The following is a 22,002-nucleotide window of genomic DNA, read 5'->3' as shown; positions in this document are numbered from 1 at the left end:
CCGTCACGCTGGCTTCCGTGGAGTGGTTCAAGCGCGCGGTTTTCTACGAGGTGCTGGTGCGGGCGTTCTACGACGCCGACGGCGACGGCACCGGTGACCTCCTCGGGCTGGCCGACAAGCTCGACTACCTGCAGTGGCTCGGCATCGACTGCCTCTGGCTGCCCCCGTTCTACGCCTCACCCCTGCGCGACGGCGGCTACGACATCTCCGACTTCCAGGCCGTCCTCCCCGAGTTCGGCACGGTCGACGACTTCGTGCGGCTCGTCGACGAGGCCCACCGGCGCGGGCTGCGGGTGGTGTCGGACCTGGTGCTCAACCACACCTCGGACGCCCACCCCTGGTTCCAGGCGTCCCGCTCGGACCCCGACGGGCCCTATGGCGACTTCTACGTCTGGAGCGACGGCGACGAGCGCTACCGCGACGCGCGGATCATCTTCGTGGACACCGAGACGTCCAACTGGACCTATGATCCGGCGCGTGGCCAGTTCTACTGGCACCGGTTCTTCTCCCACCAGCCGGACCTCAACTACGACAACCCGGCCGTCGTGGACGCGATTCTCGACGTGTTGCGGTTCTGGCTGGACCTCGGCGTCGACGGCTTCCGCCTGGACGCGGTGCCCTACCTGTTCGAACGGGAAGGGACGAACTGCGAGAACCTTCCCGAGACGCACGAGTTCCTGAAGCGCTGCCGCAAGGTCGTCGACGACGAGTACCCGGGCCGGGTGCTGCTGGCGGAGGCCAACCAGTGGCCGTCGGACGTGGTGCACTACTTCGGCGACGCCTCGACGGGCGGGGACGAGTGCCACATGGCGTTCCACTTCCCGTTGATGCCACGGATCTTCATGGCCGTGCGGCGCGAGTCGCGGTTCCCCATCTCCGAGATCCTGGCGCAGACTCCGCGGATCCCGAACGGTTGCCAGTGGGGCATCTTCCTGCGCAACCACGACGAGCTGACGCTCGAGATGGTGACCGACGAGGAACGCGACTACATGTACGCCGAGTACGCGAAAGACCCGAGGATGAAGGCGAACATCGGCATCCGCCGCCGCCTCGCCCCGTTGCTGGACAACGACCGTGGACTGGTCGAGCTCTTCACCGCACTGCTCCTCTCCCTGCCCGGCTCACCGGTGCTGTACTACGGCGACGAGATCGGCATGGGCGACAACATCTGGCTCGGCGACCGCGACGCCGTCCGCACCCCCATGCAGTGGTCCCCGGACCGCAACGCCGGCTTCTCCCAGTGCGACCCCGGGCGGCTCTACCTACCGGTGATCATGAACCAGGCCCACGGGTACCAGGGCGTCAACGTCGAGGCGCAGACGAAGAGCGCCTCCTCGCTGCTGCACTGGACCCGCCGGATGTTGCGGATCCGCCGCGAGCACCCGGCGTTCGGGCTCGGCGAGTTCACCGAGCTCGGCTCGTCGAACCCCAGTGTGCTCGCGTACTTACGCACCTATCCGGACGGTGGCGACGTGATCCTCTGCGTGCACAACCTTTCCGCTCGCCCGCAACCGGTCGACCTCGACCTCGCCGACCACGCCGGGGGCACGTTGGTCGAGCTGACCGGCGGCGTGCCGTTCGGCGTCGTCGGCACCGAGCCATACCGGCTCACCATGGCACGGCACGGTTTCTACTGGCTCTCCATCGAGCAGGCCGGGGGCACGCGATGACCCCGGCGACGAACGCGGACACGTTCCCGCGCACCGAACGGATGGCCGCCGCGCTCGCCGCGTGGCTTCCCGAACAGCGTTGGTACGGCGGCAAAGGCCGGGAGATCCGCCGGATCGAGGTCGTGCGTGCCGTCGAGTTCGCCGACGAGTTCGAAAAGGACGGTGCGCGCGGGCTGCTCACCATCGTCGCCGTGCACTACGCCGACGAGTGCCACCTCTACCAGGTGCCGCTCGGCTTCCGGCGCGTTCTACCCACCGAGCTCGAACCGGCGCTGATCGACACGGACGACGGCGTCGCGGTGTACGACGCCCCAGCCGACCACGACCTGAACTCGGCACTGTTGCGACTCATCGCCCGCAACCACGAGCGCCACGACATCCGGTTCGGACTGGAACCGGGCGGCGAGCACGCGTTCGCGGCGCGCCGAGGCATGCCGAGCCGGCCGGCGGGCGTCGAGCAGTCCAACACGTCGATCGTGTTCGCCGACCGGTACGTGATGAAGCTCTTCCGCCGCCTGGTCACCGGGATCAACCCGGACCTCGAGCTGCACCGCGCGCTCAGCCAGGCCGGCAGCACGAACATCGCCCCGCTGCTCGGCGCCATCGAGGCCGAGTTGGCGGGTGCGCCGGTCACACTGGCCACGCTGCACTCGTTCGCGTCCAACGCGGTGGACGGCTGGGAGCTGGCCTGCCAGGACGTGCGCAACTTGCTCACGGGGCCTGAGCGGGCCGCCGGCGTCTGGACTGACGAGCACGGAGATCCCTGCGCGACGAAGGAGCCCAGGGATCTGCGCGCGCAGGAGGGAAGACGCCGGGAACAGGCCCGCGAACGCCGAGCGGAGCGAGGCCATGTCGCAGAAAGTGGCGATTTTGCTGGCGAATGTCTCAGACTCGGTGCGGCGGTGGCCGGGATGCACACCGGTCTCGCCGCCGTGCTCGGGGCCCGCCGTATGTCCGCTGTGGACGTACAGCGGCTCCGCGAAGGGTTCCTCGCCCGGTTGGAAGCCGCGGTCAAGGAGGTTCCCGAGCTGAGCCCGGCGCGGTCACGGCTGCGTGCGGCCTTCGCCGCGGTGACCGGCAGCCGCCCAGAGCAGACCCTGCTCCAGCGCGTGCACGGTGACCTGCACCTCGGGCAGGTACTGCACACCCCGACCCGCTGGCTGGTGATCGACTTCGAGGGTGAGCCGTCCGCCAGCCTGGCCGAGCGGACCGCGCCGCACTCGCCGTTGCGCGACGTCGCCGGGATGCTCCGTTCGTTCGACTACGCCGCCGCGCACGAGCTGAGGGCGGGCGGCCATTCGCCCACCGGCAAGGAGGCGCGGATCGCGGCACGCTGGACCGACCGGATGCGCAACGCGTTCCTGCGTGGCTACGCGACCGCGGCCGGCACCGACCCGCGCGCGCAGTCGGCGCTGCTCACCGCCTACGAGCTGGACAAGGCGGTGTACGAGGTGATCTACGAGACCCGCAACCGCCCCACCTGGGTCGACGTGCCGCTGCGGTCGGTCTTCCGGATCGCGGGCGTCGAGGAAGGCGAGGACCGATGACCGTCACGACACCGCCGACCGCCGAGCTTCGCGCGGCCGTCCGGGGACCGGTCGTGTGTGCCGGCGACGGCGACTACGACACCGCCCGGCGGGTGTGGAACCGCGGGGTGGACCGCACACCGCTGGTCGTCGTGCGCTGCGTGGACGAGGGTGACGTGGTCACCGCGGTGCGGTTCGCGCGGGACAACGGCCTGCCGCTGTCGGTGCGGGCCGGCGGGCACGACTGGGCCGGACGGTCCGTGCGCGACGGCGGGGTCGTGGTCGACCTGTCCGCCATGCGCGGCGTGACGATCCGCGACGGCACGACGCACGGCGCGATCGGTGTCGTGCGGGGCGGCGCGCGGGCCGGGGACGTGTCGGCCGCGGTGGCACCACACGGCTTCGCCGCGGTTCTCGGCACCGTCAGCCACGTGGGTGTCGCCGGCCTGACCCTCGGCGGCGGCTACGGCCACCTGATCGGGCGACACGGCCTGGCATCGGACAACCTGCTCGCCGCGCGCGTGGTGCTCGCCGACGGCACCGCGGTCACCGCGCGGGCCGACGAGCACCCGGACCTGTTCTGGGCGTTGCGTGGCGGCGGCGGCAACTTCGGCGTGGTCACCGAGCTCTGCTACCAGCTGCACCCGCTCCGGACGGTGCTCGGCGGTGCCGTCATGTTCGGGCTCGACGCGGCGCCCTCGGTGCTGCGTGGCTACCGCGAGCTGACCGCCGCCGCCCCCGACGAGCTGAACGTGATCGCGTGCTTGTTCACCAGCCCGATGGGCCAGGTGCTGGCGCTGCTGCCCATCTGGTGCGGCGACCCGGCCGACGGTGAGGCGCACGTGGGAGCGGTGGCCTCGCTCGGCGAGCCGCTGGCCGTCCAGATCGGACAGCTGACCCTGCCGGACGTCCTCGGGCTGGTGGACGGCAACGTCGCCGACGATCGGCAGGCCTGCGCCGACAGCCGGTGGCTCCCGGGGCAGCTGTCCGACGACGCGACGGACCTGCTCGTCGCCGCGTTCGCCGAGGTGTCGTCGCCGTACTCGGCGGTCGCGGTGCACCACTTCCACGGCGCCGCCTGCCGGGTGCCGGCCGAGGCCACCGCGTGGGCGATGCGCACCGAACACCGGCAGGTGGAGATCATCGCCAGCTGGCCCGCCGACGATCCCCGCGACATCCACCGCGAGTGGGTGCGTGCGCTGTCCTCCGCGCTCGCGCCGCACGCGCTGCCCGGCGGCTACCCGAACCTGCTCGGCACGGACGAGCACGAGCGGGTGCGCCTCGCGCACGGCGCCAGCCTGGACCGGCTCCGGAACGTCAAGCGGCAGTACGACCCGGACCGCGTGTTCGCCGCCGTGGCTGGCGTCGAAGACGAAAGTAGGAGAACCCCCTGACCACGTGAAGGAGTCTGCGATGCAGACCGTGGAGACCATCCGGTTCCACCTGGCTGACGGCATTTCCGACGAGGAGTTCCTGCGCCGCAACCGACAGGTGGAGGACAGCTACATGTCGCTGCGCAAGGGTTTCCGCTCGCGCAGCACCGCTCGCTCGGCCGACGGCGAGTGGATGGTGACCGTGCACTGGGAGAGCAGTGCGGACGCCGATGCCACCATCGCGGCGTTCTTCGGCGCGCCGGAGACCCAGGAGTTCCTCGCCGCGGTGGACAAGTCGACCGTCTCTTCTGGACGGTACGAGCTGGTCGACTACTGAGCCAACGCCCAGCGCGTGAAGCGGCTGGTTCCTCGGTATTTCCTCGAGGACCTGACGAAGTATTCCAGGACCGGGCCGCCGGACTTGTCCGCGACTTGTGAACTCGCGGAGAGTCGAACCGGAAAAACGGCGGAAACAACCCAGGAGTGAGTCAACCGATGACGGACGGAACCAGTGCCAGGACTGTGCGGGAAGCGACCCTAGAACTTTTCCGCCAGCTCGGCCTGACCACCATGTTCAGCAATCCGAGCCACACGGAGATGAAGCTGTTCGAGGCGTGGCCCGACGACATGCGCTTCGTGATGGGTCTGCAGGAGGCGTCGGTGGTCGGCATGGCCGACGGTTACGCGCAGGCCACCGGCCAGCCAGCACTGGTGCTCATCAACGGCGGTCCCGGTCTCGGCAACGCGATGGGCGGGATCTACACCGCCGCGAGCGCGCACACGCCGATGGTGATCCTCGGTGGGCAGCAGGCGCGGAAGATGTTGCTCGGCGAGCCGTTCCTGCACGCGCGGGACGCGACCCAGCTGCCGAAGCCCTACATCAAGTGGGCCGGCGAGCCGGCCCGGCCACAGGACGTGCCGGCGGTCATCGCCAAGGCCTACCACATCGCCAACCAGGACCCGAAGGGTCCGGTGTTCGTCGCCGTCCCCGAGGACGACTGGGTACGGCCGGCTGGCCCGAGCCCGGTGCCGGCCAAGACCGTGCGGGCGGCGACCGTGCCGGACCAGGAAGTGCTGGCGCTCATCGCCGAGGAGCTGAACAAGGCCGAGCGCCCCGGCCTCGTCGCGGGCCCGACCGTCGACGCGCAGGGCGCGCGCCTCGACCTGGTGCGGCTGGCGGAGAAGCTGCAGGCCAAGGTGTGGGGCAGCCCGGTGTGGCCGCGCAGCAGCTTCCCGGAGACGCACCCGCTGTTCGCCGGCGTGCTGCCGCCGATCCCGGAGCTGATCTCCGCGAAGCTCGCCGAGCACGACGTGGTGGCGGTCCTCGGCAGCCCGACGTTCACGCTGTTCACCGCCGCCGACCTGTTCTCGACCGACGCGGCCGAGCTTGACCAGTCGGACACCCCGAAGCTGCCGGAGGGCACCCGGTTCCTGCACGTCACCGACGACCCGGAGGCGGCGGCCTGGTCGATGGCCGACGCTGCCTTCGTGTGCCAGCCGGGCGCGGCCGTGCGTGGTCTGGTGGCACTGGCCGAGCAGCGCGAGCCGGTGGAGCGCCCGCCGGCCAGGCAGGCGGTGGCGGTCCCGGAACCGTCGACGCCGATCACGCAGGCCTACCTGTTCCACGTGCTGTCACAGGAACTCCCCGCGGACGCGGTGCTGTTCGAGGAGCTGCCGATCGCCAGGGCCGACTTCCACGAGCAGGTCCCGCTCGGACCGTCCAACGGCTACTACGCGACCGCGAGCGGCGCGCTCGGCTTCCCGTTCGCCGGCGCGGTGGGCTACGCGATCGCCCGGCCGGAGCGGCGCGCGGTCGCGGTGCTCGGTGAAGGGTCGGCGCAGTACACACTGCACGCGCTGTGGACGGCGGCGCAGCAGAACGCGCCGGTCACGTTCATCATCCCCAACAACGCCGGGTACCTGTCGCTCAAGTACTACCTGGCCGACCAGGAGGCGTGGCGGGCAGGCTGGGACCTGTCCGGAGTGGACATGGCGGCTCTCGCGAGAGGGTTCGGCTGCCCGGCCGAGCGGATCGAGTCCCCGGACGGCCTGCGGGCCGCGCTGAAGGCCGCGCTCACCGCGGACGGCCCGATGCTGCTCGACGTGGTGGTCGACGACCCGGGCCTGTTCCGGCTCTGAGTATTCTCGTCAGGAATTGGGGGGTGGCCGTGGCCGCCCCCCAATTCTCGGGTTCGGTCCATTTCGTACTGCGTGCACTGAACAATGCGGAGTCAGGATCTTTGAGATCGTTCCGGCCGGCTTGATTTCATGGGGGCCATGGCGACGTCACGGAATTCTCGAGGTCTCGTAGCGCTGGTCAACCCGAATTTCGTCCTGCCAGGGGTCACGCCCTACGCGCTGGACATCCTGTGCTCGCACCTGGAGTACGCGGGGTTCGACGTCGACGTCCTGGACCTGACCTTCCGGCGGGACGACTGGGGACTCGCCGAGTACTTCGCCAAGCACGACCCACTGCTCGTCGGGGTCACGCTGCGGAACGCGGGAAGCGTGCAGCCGCAGGAACAACGGGTGTTCCTGCCGGACCACCTCGCGGTGCTCGACGCGATCCGTGCGGAGACCGGGGCGCCCATCGTGCTGGGCGGCGCCGGGTTCTCGTCCATGCCGTACGCGGCCATGGAGTACTTCCGCGTGCCATACGGGGTCAAGGGACCCGGTGAGATCATCCTGTGCGACCTGGCCGACGCGTTGGCGAAGGGCCGGTCGGCGGACACCGTGCCGGGCCTGCTGATCAACGACGGTGTGCGCGTGCGGCCGTCGGGAGGCGCGCATCCGGTGGCGGGCGAGACACTCGGCAAGCAGATGGTGATGCCGTACCGGCGGCGGTCCGGGCTGGCCAACCGAGTCGACAACCGCGAGTACTACGACCGGGGCGGGCTCGGCAACCTGCTCACCAAGAACGGGTGCCCGTTCGCCTGCAACCACTGCGTCGAACCCGACGCCAAGGGCCCCCGGGTGTCGCGGCGAACCCCGGAGGTCGTCGTCGACGAGCTCGAAGTGCTTGTCGCGCAAGGCATTCACGACGTGCACACCACTGACAGCGAGTTCAACATCCAGCCATCACACGGAAAGGCGATCCTGCGCGAGATCATCGCCCGCCGGGAACGGGGGCGCGGCGAGCTGGCCAAGCTCCGACTGTGGATCTACGCGCACCCGGTGCCGTTCGACGAGGAGCTGGCGGACCTGCTCGCCGAGGCGGGCTGCAAGGGCGTCTCACTGTCGGCCGAGCACATGTGCCGTGAGGAGTTCGCGTCCTGGTCGCTGCCGAGCGGGCGGGCCGGTCTGGCCTACACGATCGACGACGTCCGCCGGGTGACCAGGATGCTCGCCGACCGCGGCATCCTCATCACCACCGAACTGCTGCTCGGCCTGCCGGGGGAGAACCTCGACACGGTCCGGCGGGCCGTCGACGAGTCCCTCGCGCTGCCGACCACGGTCGTCGGATACACCCTCGGGCTGCAGGTCTTCCCGCACGCGCCGCTCGGCATCCGCATGGCCGCCCAGTCCGACGGCAGGCACGTCGTCCCCGGCCTGCAGTCGAACTCGGCCCGCGGCCCGATCCTGTTGAAACCCCGGGCGGCGTGCGCGTCGATGGCCGAGTACGAGCGGCAGTTCTGGTTCGACGAGGACGGTCGCGTCCGTCCGGTGTTCTACTTCTCCCCGGACCTGCCGGAGGACCCCGAGACGATCGCCCGGCCGGACGGCCGATGGGTCAACACGATCCGCTGGATCCGGGACTACGTGCCGGAGTCCGAGCACTACCGGGTGGCGCTGCCCGCCATGGAGGTGGGCGGCCAGGACGACAACAGGTACGCGGACAACCCGTACCTCCGGCTGGCTGTCGCACTGGGCTACCGGGGCGCCTACTACTCGTGGTGGCGTGACCGGGCGCGCATCCTGAACGAGGCGAACCTCGTGGGACTCGTGGCCTGACCGACTCAATGAGTTTGTCCACCACCGGTGGGGTCCGCCTCCGCGTGGGTTTCGTGTTCACGGTGTTCGCCGTCTACGGCACACTGTGGGGCACCTACCTGGCGTCCATCCCGGACATCCTGGTCGCGTCGGCAGCCTCCACCGGCCAGCTCACCGCGGTGATGGCCGCGGGCGCCGTGGCGTCGATCCCGGCCATGTTCGCGGTCGGCAGGTTCGTGGACCGCCGGGGTCCCCGGATCGCCGTTGGCGCCGTGGCGATGTTCGCGATCATCGCACCGCTACCGATGTTCGCGGACTCGGTGCCGTCGCTGTTCGTGACGGTGACCCTGTTCGGATTCGGCTCCGGGGCGTGCAACGTGTCGGCGCTCACCCTCGCGTCGGCGGTGGAGCGCGAGAACGCCCACCCGCTGATGAGCCGCGCCCACGCCGTGTTCAGCCTGGCCGTGGTCGGCGCCAGCCTGGCCACCGGAGCGGCGCGCCTCGCGGATCTGTCCGTTCGGTACCCGGCACTTCTCGTGGCGGTGGCGGTCGTCGCCGGCCTGTTCGCCGCACGCGGGACACTGCCCGCCGGCCCCGCCGAACGGCCGGCGGTCTCGACCCCGCCGCCCCGCCGCCCCGTCCGCCCGATCATCGCGTGCTGGCTGGTGTGCGGGCTGACCATGCTCATCGCCAGCGGCGTCCAGTACTGGAGCGCGGTGTACCTGACGGAGGTGGCATCCGCCTCGCCAGCACTGTCCGGCGCGGCCCCTGGCCTGTTCGCGGCGTCGATGATGGCCGGCAGACTGGGCGGGCACTGGCTGACGTGCCGAACCACCGAACGCGTCGTGCTCCTCGTGTCCGGCACACTGTCCGCACTGGGCGCCCTGCTGCTGGCCCTCACCACCGAGGTCCCGTACGCCCTGCTGGCCTTCGTCGTCGTCGGCGGCGCGATCTCGATCGCCACCCCCACCGTGTACGGGTTGATCGGCCGCCACGTGAGCACCGAGGAACGCGGCACCGCGATCAGCCGAACCGCGTCGGCCTCCTGCGCCGGCGAGCTGCTCGGCCCCGCACTACTCGGCTTCCTCGCCAGCCAGGCGGGTTTCCCTCTCGCCATGGCGTCGATGTGCGTCGTCGCGGCCATGGTCTGCCTCGTCGCCTTCGGCGTCCCAGCGGGACAACGCTTCGCGGAACGGACTCCCTAGTACCTGCCCCGCTCGGCGCGGCAGCCACGCGATGAAGGACGCCTTTCTCACGCACCCGGTGTGGAAGGCGCCCTTCAACGCATCGCCGCGCCCCGCTTCGCGGGGCCGCGCCTGTCCGACCGTGAGGCGCAGCATTCGCGACACGCAACGATGTCTGGAACGCCGCGATAGGGACGTTCAACGTCTCGATCGCGCCTTTGAGGACACCGACAGCGTCCTGAACGCGCCGTTCGCAGCACCCCGGAAGCGCCCGCTCTTACCGCCGCGCTCACCGAACCGGCGACTGCCAGTTGGCTGGTTGGCGCACGAGTGTCCCATTCGCTCGCATTGGCCACCGAAAGTTGTCCACAGGGGCCCGCGACCTGGGGTTTTGTCTCTGTGGGTTGGTACGATGGCCTCGGGGTGGCCCCCCGGGTATGGGTGGGGGATGCCTACGCAACCATCTGTGTTGGCGTTGATCATGAAACGGTCTCGGGCGATGTCGGGGCGTTGAGCCCGGGCGGCGGTTTCGTGGTTTGACTGCGGGAAGTGCCCGTTTCGCGGGCGGTTCGAGTCGGTGGCCGTGCGAGGAAGGATGCGTCCTTCGTGACGCCCGGCGTGAGGAAGCTCCCTCACCGCACCTCACTCGGCCAGGGCCGGTTCCGCAGATGTCCTGAAGAGCACCCTTGAAACATCGGCCGATTGTCGAAATCGTCCTTCGGGATGTAGCGCGCGTCACAATTAATGGACTTCAGGGTTGTATGTGCATTCAGTGCGCTGAATTAAGAATGCTGATAGACGCATCCGGGAAACTGAACTGATTTCGTTGCTCGTGGGGACTAATTGCCGCCACTCTTGCCTTGTGTGTAGCAGCCGTTGGTGATGACCCGAGCCGAAAGAGGAGAAGTTGCCCACCACGAAGCACACCAAGACGATGGCTGTCCTTTCCGGTGACGCATGCCTTCCCGATCTGCTCCGTGAGCAGGTTCGAGCGCACCCAGAGCGTACCGCCGTCAGTTTCAGGGGTGAAAGTCTCACATTCTTGGAACTGGAAACCAGAATAGCCGAATTAGCCTCCTACTTACAGGACCTCGGTGTTGGCGAGGACGACTTCGTCGGGCTCTTTCTCGAGCCGTCGGTCGAGACCGTGGTGGGTGCCTGGGGTGTGTTGGCCGCCGGTGGTGCCTATTTGCCGTTGTCGCCGGAGTATCCGGAGGACCGGCTGCGCTACATGGTCGAGGACGCCCGGCCGAAGGTGATTCTCACCCAGGACGGCCTGGTGGAACGGTTGGCGGAGCTCGCCCCGGCCGGCACTCGGGTCGTCACCCCGCGGGACGTGGCGGGGCGCGGGGCGGTCGTGGGTGGACCCCGGCCGGACGGGCTGGCGTACGTGGTCTACACCTCCGGCAGCACAGGAAAACCGAAGGGCGTGCTGGTCGAGCATCGCAGTGTGGTGAACCAGCTGCGTTGGCTGGCCGACACCTACCAACTCGACGAGCACAGCACCATCCTGCTGAAGACGCCGATGAGCTTCGACGCCGCCCAGTGGGAGATCCTCGCGCCGGCGTTCGGCAGTCGGGTCGTCGTCGGTGCTCCCGGAATCCATCGGGACCCGGAGCTGGTGATCGACACCGTCAACGAGTACGGCGTCACGACCCTGCAGTGCGTGCCCACCCTCCTGCAGGCACTGGTGGACACCGAACGGCTGCACACCAGCACGTCCCTCACCCGGATCTTCAGCGGTGGGGAGGCGCTCTCCCGCACGCTCGCGCAGCAGACCCTGGCGGAGCTGCCGTCCGCCGAGCTCGTGAACCTGTACGGCCCGACCGAGTGCACCATCAACTCGTCGGCGTTCACCGTCGACCGGGACCAGCTCGCTGAGGGGCCCGACACGATCTCGATCGGTACCCCGGTGGCCGACACCGAGTACCACATCCTCGACGAGAACCACGTGCCGGTGGGCGTCGGCGAGGTCGGTGAGCTGTACATCGGCGGGGTCCAGCTCGCGCGCGGCTACCTGAACCAGCCGCAGCTGACGGCCGAACGGTTCATCGACCACCCGACCGCCGGCCGGCTCTACCGCACCGGTGACCGGGTGTACTGGAACGCCGACGGCACCGTGCAGTACGCCGGGCGGGCCGACAACCAGGTGAAGCTGCGTGGTTTCCGTGTCGAGCTGGACGAGATCAGGCATGCGGTCGAGGCACACGACTGGGTCCGGAACGCGGCGGTGGTCGTCAAGCGAGACCCGCACACCGGCTTCCAGAACCTCATCGCGTGCGTCGAGCTGAACCCCAGGGAAGCCGCGCTGATGGACCAGGGCAACCACGGCGCCCACCACCAGTCCAAGCAGAGCCGCCTGCAGGTCAAGGCCCAGCTGTCGAACCCGGGCTGCCGCGACGACCTCCGCGGCCGGCACGTGCTCGACCTGCCCGGCCGGGTGCCGACCGAACGGCAGCGGCAGCGGGTGTTCGCCCGTAAGACCTACCGGTTCTACGAGGGCGGCGACGTGACGAAGTCGGACCTCCTGCGGCTGCTCGCCCGGCAGGTCCCGGCGACCGGCGCCCGCGAGCCCGGCGACCTGAACCTCGAAGAGCTCGGCGAGATCATCCGGTACTTCGGGCAGTTCCACAGCGACGAACGGCTGCTGCCGAAGTACGGCTACGCCTCGCCGGGCGCCCTGTACGCGACCCAGCTGTACCTGGAGCTCGACGGTGTCGCCGGCCTGCGGTCCGGGTTCTACTACTACCACCCGGTGAGCCACCAGCTGGTCCTGATCCGCGCGAAGACCGGCACGCCGGGGCGGTCCGGCGCACGGCTGCACCTCGTCGGCAGGAAGAGCGCGATCGAGCCGGTCTACAAGAACAACATCCAGGAGGTTCTCGAGATCGAGGCCGGTCACCTGGTCGGGTTGCTCGAGGAGATCCTCCCCGAGTACGGCATGGACGTCACCGCCGCCGAGCCGGCACCGTCCATCATGGACCGTCTCGAGGTCGCGGCCGAGGACTACTACCTCGGCACGTTCGACGTGGTGCCCAACGCCGGCCACCGGCCGGACGAGAACGTCGAGATCTACGTCCAGTCCCACCCCGGCCGGATCGTCGACCTGCCCGCAGGCCAGTACCGGTACGAGAACGGCGACCTGCGGCTCGTCTCGGCCGAGCTGGTGAGCAGGAAGCACGTCATCGCGATCAACCAGCAGGCGTACGAGCGGTCCAGCTTCGGCGTCACCGTGCTGAGCCGTAACCAGCGCGAGGCACTTCGTTATGTCGATCTGGGCAGGACGCTGCAGCGGTTGATGATGAATGACAGCGGGCTCGGGTTCATGTCGTCGGGGTACAGCTCGAAGACGGGCCACGACCTGCCGTCGCACCGTCGGATCGACGCCGTTCTCGGCGGTGTGGCAGCGCCGTCGTACTTCTTCGTCGGCGGCCGGGTGAGCGAGGAGCAGCTTCGCAGCACCGGGATGAAGGAAGACGCCGTTCACATGAAGGGCCCGACCGAGCTGATCAAGGACGATCTCGCGACCTTCCTGCCGGACTACATGATGCCCAACAAGGTCGTCGTGCTGGACGCGCTGCCGCTCACCGCGAACGGGAAGATCGACGTCCAGGCACTGGAGCGGTCCACGCTGACCGACGTGGGACGCGGGGACCGGCCGTTCGTCGCGCCCACGACGCCGACCGAGGTGCGGATCGCCGCCATCTGGGGGAAGTTGCTGCGCCGGGACACCGTTTCGGTGACGGACGACTTCTTCGAGTCCGGCGGGAACTCGCTGATCGCGGTCGGGCTCGTCAACCGGGTCAACAAGGAGTTCGGCACCGCGCTGCCGCTGCAGGTGCTGTTCGCGGCGCCCACCGTCCAGAAGCTCGCCGGCCGCGTCGAGCGCGGCGGGTCGGCATCCCGCCTCGTGCGGCTGGCGGCGTCCGGGCAGTCGGCGCGGCCCGTGTTCTGCTGGCCGGGCCTCGGCGGGTTCACCATGAACCTGCGCCAGCTCGCCGCGCACAACGGCCTTGGCCGCCCCTTCTACGGCGTGCAGGCACACGGCGTCAACGAGGACGAGACGCCGTACGCCACGATCGAGGAGATGGCCGCGGCCGACGTCGCGGCGATCCGGCGGGTGCAGCCGACCGGCCCCTACACGCTGTGGGGGTACTCGTTCGGGGCCAGGGTCGCGTTCGAGACGGCCTACCAGCTCGAGCAGGCCGGCGAGCGGGTGGAACACCTGTTCCTGATCGCGCCGGGCTCCCCGATCCTCGACGTGGCCGGCAGCGGCGAACCGTCCTATCAGGACAGAGCGTTCGTGACGATCCTGTTCTCGGTCTTCGCGGGCGGCATCGACCACCCCGCGCTCACGGAGTGCCTGCGGGTCGCGGAGGACGACGAGAGCTTCACCGGCTTCGTCGCGGACACGTTCGACCTCGACCCGGACCTGGTGCGCCGCATCACCGGGGTCGTGCGTCGCACCTACGGCTTCCGGTACGAGTTCCACGAGCTCGCCCGCCGGAAGGTGAACGCCCCGATCACCATTTTCAAGGCACAGGGCGACGACTACTCGTTCATCGAGAACAGCAGCGGGTATTCGGCCGAGCCGCCGGCCGTCGTGGAACTCGACGCCGACCACTACGAACTGCTCACCGGGCCGGGGCTCGGCGAGCTGGTCAGCTCAATTCAGCAACGCCTGCCCGTCGACACGAAGGAGACCGTGGTGCCCCACGTGAGTATCAAGCATTTCCCGACCGCACTCAGCGCGGAGCGCCAGGAAGAACTGGTCGCGGCCGTCACCAAGGCCGTGACGAGTGCCTTCCAGTGCGACGAGGGAGTCATTTCCATCGCGCTCGAGCCGGTGGAAAAGGAGCGGTGGACCGACCAGGTCTACATCCCCGAGATCGTGAACCGGAAAGACCTGCTGCGCAAGTCCCCGAACTACTGAGTTGTCGAGGAGAGAAATGAACAACGCGTCCTTGGCTCGCTTCCTGCTACTGGCCACGCTGTGGGGGAGCAGCTTCACGTTCATCAAGGTGTCCCTCGAGGGGCTGACGCCCAGCCAGCTCGTGCTCGCCCGGCTGGTGCTCGGCGCCGCCGTCCTGCTCGCGATCGTCGGGCTGCGCAAGGTCGGCCTGCCACGCGGGGCCGGTCTGTGGGGCCATGTGGCCGGAGCCGCCCTGTTCGGCAACGTCATCCCGTTCCTGTTGCTGTCCTACGGAGAGCAGACCACCGGAGCCGGTATCGCGGGAGTGCTCATCGGGAGTACGCCGCTGCTGACTCTCACGATCGCCACCGTGGCCCTGTCCGCCGAGCGCGCCACTCCACGCAAGGCGATCGGTCTGGTAGTCGGCTTCGTCGGCGTGGTCGTGGTGATCGGTCCGTGGCGGGAGGCCTTCGGTTCGCTCGGCGGGCAGCTGGCCTGCCTCGGCGCGGCGCTCAGCTACGCGGTCGGGTTCGTCTACGTGCGTAAGTTCCTGTCACCGCACGGCCTCCCCCCGATGTCGCTCGCCGCGTCGCAGCTCACCGCCGCGGCCGTGCTGCAGGCGGTCGTGACGCCGTTCCTGGCCTGGCAGACCCCGGAGCTCACCGGCCGGGTGGCCGTCAGCATCGTGATCCTCGGCCTGCTGTCCACCGGCCTGGCCTACATCCTGTACTTCCGGCTCATCGGTGACGTCGGCGCGACCACCGCGTCCGCGGTCAACTACGTGGTCCCGGTCGCCGCCGTGGCGATCAGCGTGCTGTTGCTCGGCGAGCCGGTCACGTGGAACCTGCTGATCGGCGGCCTGGTGGTGCTGCTCGGCGTCGGGTACGCCGAGAACCGCCTCAAGCTGCCGCGCCGCGAGCCCGCCGCCGTGTCCGAGGGCACGCGATGAGCCTGAGGAGCTGGTACCGCGCCGCGGTGGCCGACCTCGACGTGATCCGGGACCGCGATCCCTCGATCACCTCGCGTGGTGAGGCGCTGCTGCACCCGTCCGTCCTGGCGGTCTGGACCTACCGCGGCGCGCACCGGCTCTACCGCAAGGGCCTGCGCCGCACCGCCCGCCTCGTGTCCGTGGTCGCCCGGCTGCTGTCCGGCGGCATCGAGATCCACCCCGGCGCGAGGATCGGGCGCGGCTTCTTCGTCGACCACGGCGCAGGCGTCGTGATCGGCGAGACCGCCGTCATCGGCGACGACGTGACGATCTTCCACCAGGTGACGCTCGGTTCGGTCGGCTGGTGGCACGACCGGAAGCGCCCGGTAGGCACGCGCCGCCACCCCGTGGTCGGCGACCGGGTCGTGATCGGCGCCAACGCCACCGTGCTCGGTCCCGTCACGATCGGGTCGGACAGCGTCGTCGGCGCACAGGCCCTCGTCATCGACGACGTGCCGCCCGGCTCCCGCGTCCTGGCCCCGATTGCCGAACCGCGCCGCAAACAGGGGTCCCGGCCGCACCGCCTCGCGGCGGTGGTCGGCACCCCGGTCGACTTCCCCGCCTGGTGACCTGAGAACGGAGAGACACCCGTGTCGACACTGACCGAGAAGCGGCTCGCCGAGTCGCTGGAGGACCTGATCGGCGGCACTCCGATGGTCAAGCTGGACCTCGGTGCCGGGGAGTCTGACACCGCCGTCTACGCGAAGCTGGAGATGGCCAACCCGCTGTCGAGCGTCAAGGACCGCACCGCGCTCTACATGATCGAGGCCGCCGAGAAGCGCGGCGACCTGGCACCGGGCGGCACGATCGTGGAGGCGTCGTCGGGGAACACCGGCATCTCGCTGGCCGCCCTGGCCGCCGCGCGCGGCTACCGCTGTGTGATCGTTCTGCCGGACAGCGCGACCAGGGAACGAATCCAGCTACTGCGTGCGTTCGGGGCGGAGATCGTGCTCACACCGTACGAGAATGGCTACGTGGCCGCGATCGAGAAGGCGGAGGAGATCCACCGCGAGCGGCCCGGCTCGTGGTTCGCCTGCCAGCACGACAACCCGGACAACACGCAGGCGCACTACGCCACCACCGGCCCCGAGATCTGGGCCGACACCAAGGGCGGCGTTGACGTCCTCGTCTGCGGGATCGGCACCGGTGGCACGCTCAGCGGCATCGGTCGCTACCTCAAGGAGCAGAACCCGGACATCCGCGTGGTGGCGGTCGAGCCGGAGGATTCCCCGGTCCTCAGCCAGGGATGGGGCGGCATCCACCGTATCCCCGGACTCAACGGCGGTTTCGTCGCGCCAACGACCGATCGGGACGTGATCGACGAGATCCTGACCGTGTCCAACGACGACGCCTTCGCCACCGCACGCGAGCTCGCCCGCACCGCCGGGCTGCTCGTCGGCGTCTCCTCCGGGGCGGCCGCACACGCGTGCCGGGTGCTCGCCACGCGGCCCGAGTACGCCGGAAAGACGCTCGTGACGGTGTTTCCCGACACCGGCGAGCGGTACCTGTCATGGTTCGACACCACCGAGGAGTGAGCTCACGATGACTCAGCTGCCCAAGATCCTGATGCCCGGCGAGGGCGAGGCGGTGCAGATCGGCACCACGACCCAGACGACCTTCAAGGCCGTCGGCGACTGGACCGAGAACCGGTTCGGCCTGTTCGAGCACCGGATGGACGCCGGCGCGCCCGGCGCGTCGCCGCACATCCACAAGGAGCAGCTGGAAGCGTTCTACGTCCTCGACGGTGTGGTCGAACTGCACCTCGACGGGAAGACCTTCGACGCCCCGAAAGGCACGTTCGTCAACGTCCCGGAGAACATGTCGCACGGTTTCCGCAACCCGTACGACGAGCGGGCCACGATGCTCATCTTCTTCACCCCCGCGATCAACCGCGAGGAGTACTTCCGCGGCCTCGCCGAGCTGTACGCGGACGGTCGCAGGGCGACGGAGGACGAGCTGCTGGACCTGATGACCCGGTATGACCAGTACGAGCTGTCCATGGACGGCTCGGTTCCCGGCTGGGGCCGTCACTGACCCGAGGATGTAAATCCCGGCAGCACGCGACGCTGCCGGGATTACCCTTCTGTCGTGTGAAGCTCCAAGGCACGAAGTGGCGGACGCTCGTCAGCACGGTCCGGTTGGGCGGCAAGCAGTACCGGGTGATCCGCCCGGCACGGCCGATCAGGCACGCGCCGCTGTACAAGGACCTGTTCGGCGCGCAGCTCACCGTGGACAAGGCCGCGACGATCGACCTCGCCACCGCGTGGTGGCTGGCGGCCAGGTCCCGGCACAGCATGGTGTACCTGCCGCTGCGTGCCACCGACCACACGTGTGGCGACTACTGCGGCGATCCCCGGCTCGACCTGGTTCTCCTGCACCACAGCCTCGGTTTCCCGGTGTCCCGGTGGAAGGAAGTCCGCGCCCGGCTGGCGAACGCGGTCCCCCACACGGTTCGGCTGCCCGCCCAACCGTTCCCGGAGCTCACGCCCGCCGACCACACGCCCAAGTACCGCTACCACGACTACCAGGACCACCTGCGCTGGAAGGTCGCCGCCAACACGCTTTTCCTGATCGGTAGCCGCCGGGCTTTCGAACTCGAGGGCGACCAAGTGCGCGAGTTGGCCGAGGACAGCCCGGCGCGGCTCGCGGAGGACTCGACGAGACACACCTGCGCCCAGCTCCTCATCGGCCGGCTGAACACGATCCCCGACCGCCGCGACCCCGTGTCCAAGCTGCACATCGAGTGCTGCATGGAGCACTGGTGAGCTACCACAGGTCGCAGTGGTAGGCGTCGACGTCGACCGGCGCGATGGCTCCCGTGTCGAGACCGAGCATGGTCCGGCCGTCGCGGTTGGGCGCCCAGCGGGGGAGCCCGGGACCGTTCGGGTCGCCAGTCCACGCGAACCGCGTCCAGTACCGGATCATCTGTCGCGCCAGGGTTTCCTGAGCCGGGGGGAGCACCTCGTCGACGAACAGGATCGGTAGCTCGGCCCCGTGGAGCGCGCCGGTCGGAAAGTCCGTCGGGATCGGGATGGCACCGTCGTCCAGGTAGAGCGGCGCGTCACGGTCGTTGAACACGTACCCGTAGACCGGCGGGCGGCCGGGCCGGTTCAGAGCCGAGGAGTCGGCGATGCTCGGACACGTCCAACCCGCGTCGGTCATCACCGCCGACCACGCCAGGGCGGCCGCGTGCGGCTCCGTGCCAACGGGGTACGTGGACAGGATCGGCGCCGGGTCGGTGAACGCGTCGCCGACCACGAACCGGTAGTACGCCTCGTCGAGGGTGAACCCCCACGACATCTGCAGGATCGCGAACAGTCGCATCTCGTCGCGGGTGTTCCCGATGATCATGGGAATGCGGGTGGGCGCGGCGGTGGCCGGGTCCTCGGGCAGGAAGTCCGTGTCGTAGGCGACGAGGCTGAGCTGGTTGTTGAACGGGCTCGCGACCCAGTCCTCCGCGTCGGTTCCCCGCAGGCACGCCAACTCGTCCGGCACCTGGTCGCAGCCGAAGTGGGCGACCGCGGCCGCACCGGTCGTCTCGGCGTCCGACCGTGGCACGAAAATACGAGTCGGCCCCAGATTCGGCGCGACGCCGTGTTTCGGCCAGTACGTCGAGCAGGTCCCGCTCTGCACGATGGCCCGGTCGACGAGGCCACGCGCCTGCGGCGACCTGGTCAGCGCGCAGACGCTCATGGCGCCCGCGGACTGGCCGAACACGGTGACGTTTCGGGGATTGCCGCCGAATCCGCGTGCGTTCTGCCGTACCCAGCGCAGAGCCGCGACCTGGTCCTGCAGCCCGAAGTTCGCGCCAAGCCGAGGATGGGCGAGGAACCCGAGCGCGCCGAGCCGGTAGTTGACGGTCACCACGACGACATCGCCGTGGGTGGCGATACGGGCGGGGTCGTACAGCTCGCCTGCGCCGGAGTTGAACCCGCCGCCGTGGAGCCACACCATGACCGGCTTTCCCTTGCCGCCACGGGCCGGCGTGGTGACGTTCAGGTACAGGCAGTCCTCGGCACGCCGGTCCGGCACGAGCGGTCCGGTGGCGGCCTGCGGGCACGCTGGGCCGAACTGCGTCGCGTCCCGCACCCCCTGCCAGTGCTCGGGCCGTTCCGGCGGCGCCCAACGCAGGTCACCGATAGGCGGCTTGGCGTAAGGGATCCCATGGAATCGGTTGACAGATCCGTCCGAGAACCCTTGCACCACGCCGGTTTCGGTGCGGACGACGAGCGGATCCGTTGGCGCAGCGGGCATCAGTGCGGCCGCGAGCGCTACCCCCAGTAGCAGACGCATGCCACCAGCTTACGTGGAGAATCAGACGTGCGTGACCAGAAGCGTCACGCCGAGCTCACCGCCACAGTCGACGAAAACGGGCCCGACGCCGTTACCGACGGTTTCCCGCAGCCGTGCCGTGGCCACGAACCGCTCCGGCCCGGTTTCGGTGATGGTGACGTCCTCGAGGACCGGATTGTCGTTGATGCCGCTGATGATGGCGCGCAGCCCGGTGCCACCACCGCAATGCCCGGTGATCGTCACCCGCTGACCGCGCTCGGTCGTGGGATTCGGTGATACCCGCACCACCGCGCGCGCTCCCTGTGGCGCTGAAGAGTTTTCCTGTGAAGCGTAAGTCACGCATTCTCCTTCGTTGGATGATCAGAAGAACCATCCTCCCCCAGGACCCCCGTGACCCGCCTCCGATTTTCAGTGGCCAGACCATCGGTGTTGTCCCCGGCACATGGGCCGCCACGGACGATGTCCCGAAAGACGCGTTCATCTCACTGGACGTCCCGAACGCGTCTTTCAGGGCACCGGCCATGTCCCGAACGCGCCTTTCGCGGCGCTGCGCGCCCGGCGCCCGCGAAGCGGCCTCACCAGGCCCATTCCTCCACAATGGATAATCTCAGCCGTCCACCAGTAGGCCGCGTAGTGGGCCCTGTAGGCGGCCGGCTCGGCGGGAGACGTCCGGGAGCAGTGTGAGTCGGTGGGTGCGGGGCTCGCCCGCGCGTTCGCGGCGGGCCTGTTCCTCGGCGATCGGGCGCCACAGGTCGTCGACCACGTCGGCCGGGTCGGTGTCGAGGTCGGTGACCGGGCGGCGCAGGTGTTCCGACCACAGGCGCAGGCGAGTGGTGTGGATCAGCTTGCGGTCGTCGGTGGCGACGTTCACCTCGGTGTCGTTGAACAGTGAGTGCTCGTTGAGGTTCGCCGAGCCGATGGTCATCCACTCGTCGTCGACGATGCCCAGCTTCGCGTGCACGTACACGGGGGCGGAGTCGTGGCCGTCGTGGGTGCTGATCGTGACCGCGAGCAGGCGCCGGTTGCCGTCGTCGGCTTCGAGCAGTCGGCTCAGCTGGCCTCGGGTGGTGTCCGCGCCGTTGCTCGGCTTGCGTGGCAGCAGCAGGACCACCCGGAACCGGTCGTCCGGCGGGTCGCGGAGCTTGTCGAGCAGCACGTCGGTGATCTCCGGCGACCACAGGAACTGGTTCTCCAGGTACACCAACCTCTTCGCGGAACGCAGGGCCCGCAGGTAGCCGTCGAGCACGGTGAACTCGCCGTTCGGCGCGAAGTCGTACGTCTTGTCCGGGATGGTGCGCAGCAGTTGGACGTTGCTCGCGCCGGACGGAGGGGGCGGTGACGGCACGGGCAGTACCTCGCCCGCGACCTCCTGCCACCGCTGCCGGAAGTGGTTCGCCACGTCCGCCACCACCGGTCCGCGTATCCGGGTCATCAGGTCGTGCCAGCAGATCGGCCGGGTCGGCGGGTGTTCGGCGCTGTCGTGCCGGTCGCCCTCCAGCGCGGTGAAGTCGACCCCGCCGACGAACGCCGTCGTGTCGTCGACGACCACGAGCTTCTCGTGGTGGCAGTGCATGGTGCGTTCCCGCGCGTCCAGCACGCACCGCACCCCGGTGTGCGCGGTGAACCGCTTCTGCTGCGCGCGCACGAGCCGGCGCGTCGGCTGGAACGCGGGCACCGGCGGCCCGGCCCACAGCAACAGCCGCACGGCCACCCCACGCTGCGCGGTCGAGGCGAGCAGGTCCCGCAGCGTCGGCGTGCCCGGCTCGCGGGTCAGCCGGAAGTCCGGGCTCGCGTGCCAGTTGGCGATGTGCACGGACGACTTCGCGTTCCTGATCGCGTCCTCGATCGCGGGCAGCGCCTCCTCGCCGTCGACCAGGACCTCCATCTGGTTACCCGCGCGTACAGGTGCGTGGGCGTGGAACCGGTCGCCGTTGCCGTGAGGTTCGAGCACGTCACCCCACCCGAGCCGCCGCAACCGGCGCTCGTGGTGCGCGCACAGCACACGCTCGATGCCGTCGCCGACCCGTTCGTCCACCTTGTCCAGCAGGGTCCTGAGTCTGTCCACACCTCCATGGCACTACAGGTGCGCCGCGCTCGCTGAACGAGAACCACAGTGCGCTCACCAC

16 protein-coding genes are annotated in these 22,002 nt (G+C 69.4%); 13 read left to right on the top strand and 3 right to left on the bottom strand.

Annotation, left to right across the window (positions count from 1 at the left end):
• Positions 1–17: 17 nt before the first annotated feature.
• The 13 genes from treS to VF106_RS21535 all read left to right on the top strand — a co-directional run bounded on the left by treS (position 18) and on the right by VF106_RS21535 (position 18,348).
• Entirely contained in the window at positions 18–1,670 is a 1,653-nt protein-coding gene (gene treS / locus VF106_RS21595; RefSeq protein ID WP_414639039.1) for a maltose alpha-D-glucosyltransferase, read from the top strand.
• Entirely contained in the window at positions 1,667–3,217 is a 1,551-nt protein-coding gene (locus VF106_RS21590) for a maltokinase N-terminal cap-like domain-containing protein (RefSeq protein ID WP_330841585.1), read from the top strand. The genes treS and VF106_RS21590 overlap by 4 nt, the downstream gene beginning before the upstream one ends.
• Entirely contained in the window at positions 3,214–4,590 is a 1,377-nt protein-coding gene (locus VF106_RS21585) for an FAD-binding oxidoreductase (protein WP_330841584.1), read from the top strand. The genes VF106_RS21590 and VF106_RS21585 overlap by 4 nt, the downstream gene beginning before the upstream one ends.
• Before the next feature lie 19 nt (positions 4,591–4,609).
• A complete protein-coding gene (locus VF106_RS21580) occupies positions 4,610–4,906 on the top strand; it encodes a hypothetical protein (protein WP_330841583.1) in 297 nt (98 codons plus the stop codon).
• Positions 4,907–5,064: 158 nt separating this feature from the next.
• Complete coding sequence (gene mdlC, locus VF106_RS21575) at positions 5,065–6,708, top strand: benzoylformate decarboxylase (protein WP_330841582.1); 1,644 nt, start codon at positions 5,065–5,067, stop codon at positions 6,706–6,708.
• A gap of 138 nt (positions 6,709–6,846) precedes the next feature.
• On the top strand, positions 6,847–8,520 hold the full coding sequence (tsrT, locus tag VF106_RS21570; protein ID WP_330841581.1) for a tryptophan 2-C-methyltransferase: 1,674 nt from the start codon (positions 6,847–6,849) through the stop codon (positions 8,518–8,520).
• Between the two features lie 8 nt (positions 8,521–8,528).
• Complete coding sequence (locus VF106_RS21565; protein WP_330841580.1) at positions 8,529–9,704, top strand: MFS transporter; 1,176 nt, start codon at positions 8,529–8,531, stop codon at positions 9,702–9,704.
• A 913-nt stretch (positions 9,705–10,617) separates the two neighbouring features.
• Positions 10,618–14,616: an amino acid adenylation domain-containing protein gene (locus VF106_RS21560; protein WP_330841672.1), complete on the top strand. Its 3,999-nt coding sequence runs from the start codon at positions 10,618–10,620 to the stop codon at positions 14,614–14,616.
• Positions 14,617–14,632: 16 nt separating this feature from the next.
• Positions 14,633–15,544, top strand: a complete 912-nt coding sequence (locus VF106_RS21555; protein WP_330841579.1) for a DMT family transporter — start codon at positions 14,633–14,635, stop codon at positions 15,542–15,544.
• Complete coding sequence (epsC, locus tag VF106_RS21550) at positions 15,541–16,152, top strand: serine O-acetyltransferase EpsC (RefSeq protein ID WP_330841578.1); 612 nt, start codon at positions 15,541–15,543, stop codon at positions 16,150–16,152. Before VF106_RS21555 ends, epsC begins: the two co-directional genes overlap by 4 nt.
• A 21-nt stretch (positions 16,153–16,173) precedes the next feature.
• Entirely contained in the window at positions 16,174–17,118 is a 945-nt protein-coding gene (cysK, locus tag VF106_RS21545) for a cysteine synthase A (protein ID WP_330841577.1), read from the top strand.
• A 7-nt stretch (positions 17,119–17,125) separates the two neighbouring features.
• On the top strand, positions 17,126–17,617 hold the full coding sequence (locus VF106_RS21540) for a cupin domain-containing protein (RefSeq protein WP_330841576.1): 492 nt from the start codon (positions 17,126–17,128) through the stop codon (positions 17,615–17,617).
• Positions 17,618–17,673: 56 nt separating this feature from the next.
• Positions 17,674–18,348 (top strand): hypothetical protein, encoded by a 675-nt coding sequence (locus VF106_RS21535; protein ID WP_330841575.1) that lies wholly within the window; start codon positions 17,674–17,676, stop codon positions 18,346–18,348.
• Position 18,349: 1 nt separating this feature from the next.
• Here VF106_RS21535 and VF106_RS21530 read toward each other — a convergent pair whose 3' ends face one another.
• The 3 genes from VF106_RS21530 to VF106_RS21520 all read right to left on the bottom strand — a co-directional run bounded on the left by VF106_RS21530 (position 18,350) and on the right by VF106_RS21520 (position 21,941).
• Positions 18,350–19,876 (bottom strand): carboxylesterase/lipase family protein, encoded by a 1,527-nt coding sequence (locus VF106_RS21530; protein WP_330841573.1) that lies wholly within the window; start codon positions 19,874–19,876, stop codon positions 18,350–18,352.
• Between the two features lie 21 nt (positions 19,877–19,897).
• Complete coding sequence (locus tag VF106_RS21525; RefSeq protein ID WP_330841572.1) at positions 19,898–20,164, bottom strand: hypothetical protein; 267 nt, start codon at positions 20,162–20,164, stop codon at positions 19,898–19,900.
• Between the two features lie 319 nt (positions 20,165–20,483).
• Positions 20,484–21,941, bottom strand: a complete 1,458-nt coding sequence (locus tag VF106_RS21520; protein WP_330841571.1) for a phospholipase D-like domain-containing protein — start codon at positions 21,939–21,941, stop codon at positions 20,484–20,486.
• Between the last annotated feature and the right edge of the window lie 61 nt (positions 21,942–22,002).

This window comes from Actinophytocola sp. (genome assembly GCF_036378875.1).
Classification (GTDB): domain Bacteria; phylum Actinomycetota; class Actinomycetes; order Mycobacteriales; family Pseudonocardiaceae; genus Actinophytocola.
This window is presented reverse-complemented; position numbering and strand designations above follow the sequence as displayed.

Excerpts from the sequence above, each read along its gene's own strand:
- VF106_RS21590 (WP_330841585.1), top strand. The coding sequence starts at position 1,667 with ATGACCCCGGCGACGAACGCGGACACGTTCCCGCGCACCGAACGGATG.
- VF106_RS21585 (WP_330841584.1), top strand. The coding sequence starts at position 3,214 with ATGACCGTCACGACACCGCCGACCGCCGAGCTTCGCGCGGCCGTCCGG.
- epsC (WP_330841578.1), top strand. The coding sequence starts at position 15,541 with ATGAGCCTGAGGAGCTGGTACCGCGCCGCGGTGGCCGACCTCGACGTG.
- tsrT (WP_330841581.1), top strand. The coding sequence starts at position 6,847 with ATGGCGACGTCACGGAATTCTCGAGGTCTCGTAGCGCTGGTCAACCCG.
- VF106_RS21565 (WP_330841580.1), top strand. The coding sequence starts at position 8,529 with ATGAGTTTGTCCACCACCGGTGGGGTCCGCCTCCGCGTGGGTTTCGTG.
- VF106_RS21560 (WP_330841672.1), top strand. The coding sequence starts at position 10,618 with ATGGCTGTCCTTTCCGGTGACGCATGCCTTCCCGATCTGCTCCGTGAG.
- VF106_RS21555 (WP_330841579.1), top strand. The coding sequence starts at position 14,633 with ATGAACAACGCGTCCTTGGCTCGCTTCCTGCTACTGGCCACGCTGTGG.
- mdlC (WP_330841582.1), top strand. The coding sequence starts at position 5,065 with ATGACGGACGGAACCAGTGCCAGGACTGTGCGGGAAGCGACCCTAGAA.
- VF106_RS21530 (WP_330841573.1), bottom strand. The coding sequence starts at position 19,876 with ATGCGTCTGCTACTGGGGGTAGCGCTCGCGGCCGCACTGATGCCCGCT.
- VF106_RS21580 (WP_330841583.1), top strand. The coding sequence starts at position 4,610 with ATGCAGACCGTGGAGACCATCCGGTTCCACCTGGCTGACGGCATTTCC.
- VF106_RS21540 (WP_330841576.1), top strand. The coding sequence starts at position 17,126 with ATGACTCAGCTGCCCAAGATCCTGATGCCCGGCGAGGGCGAGGCGGTG.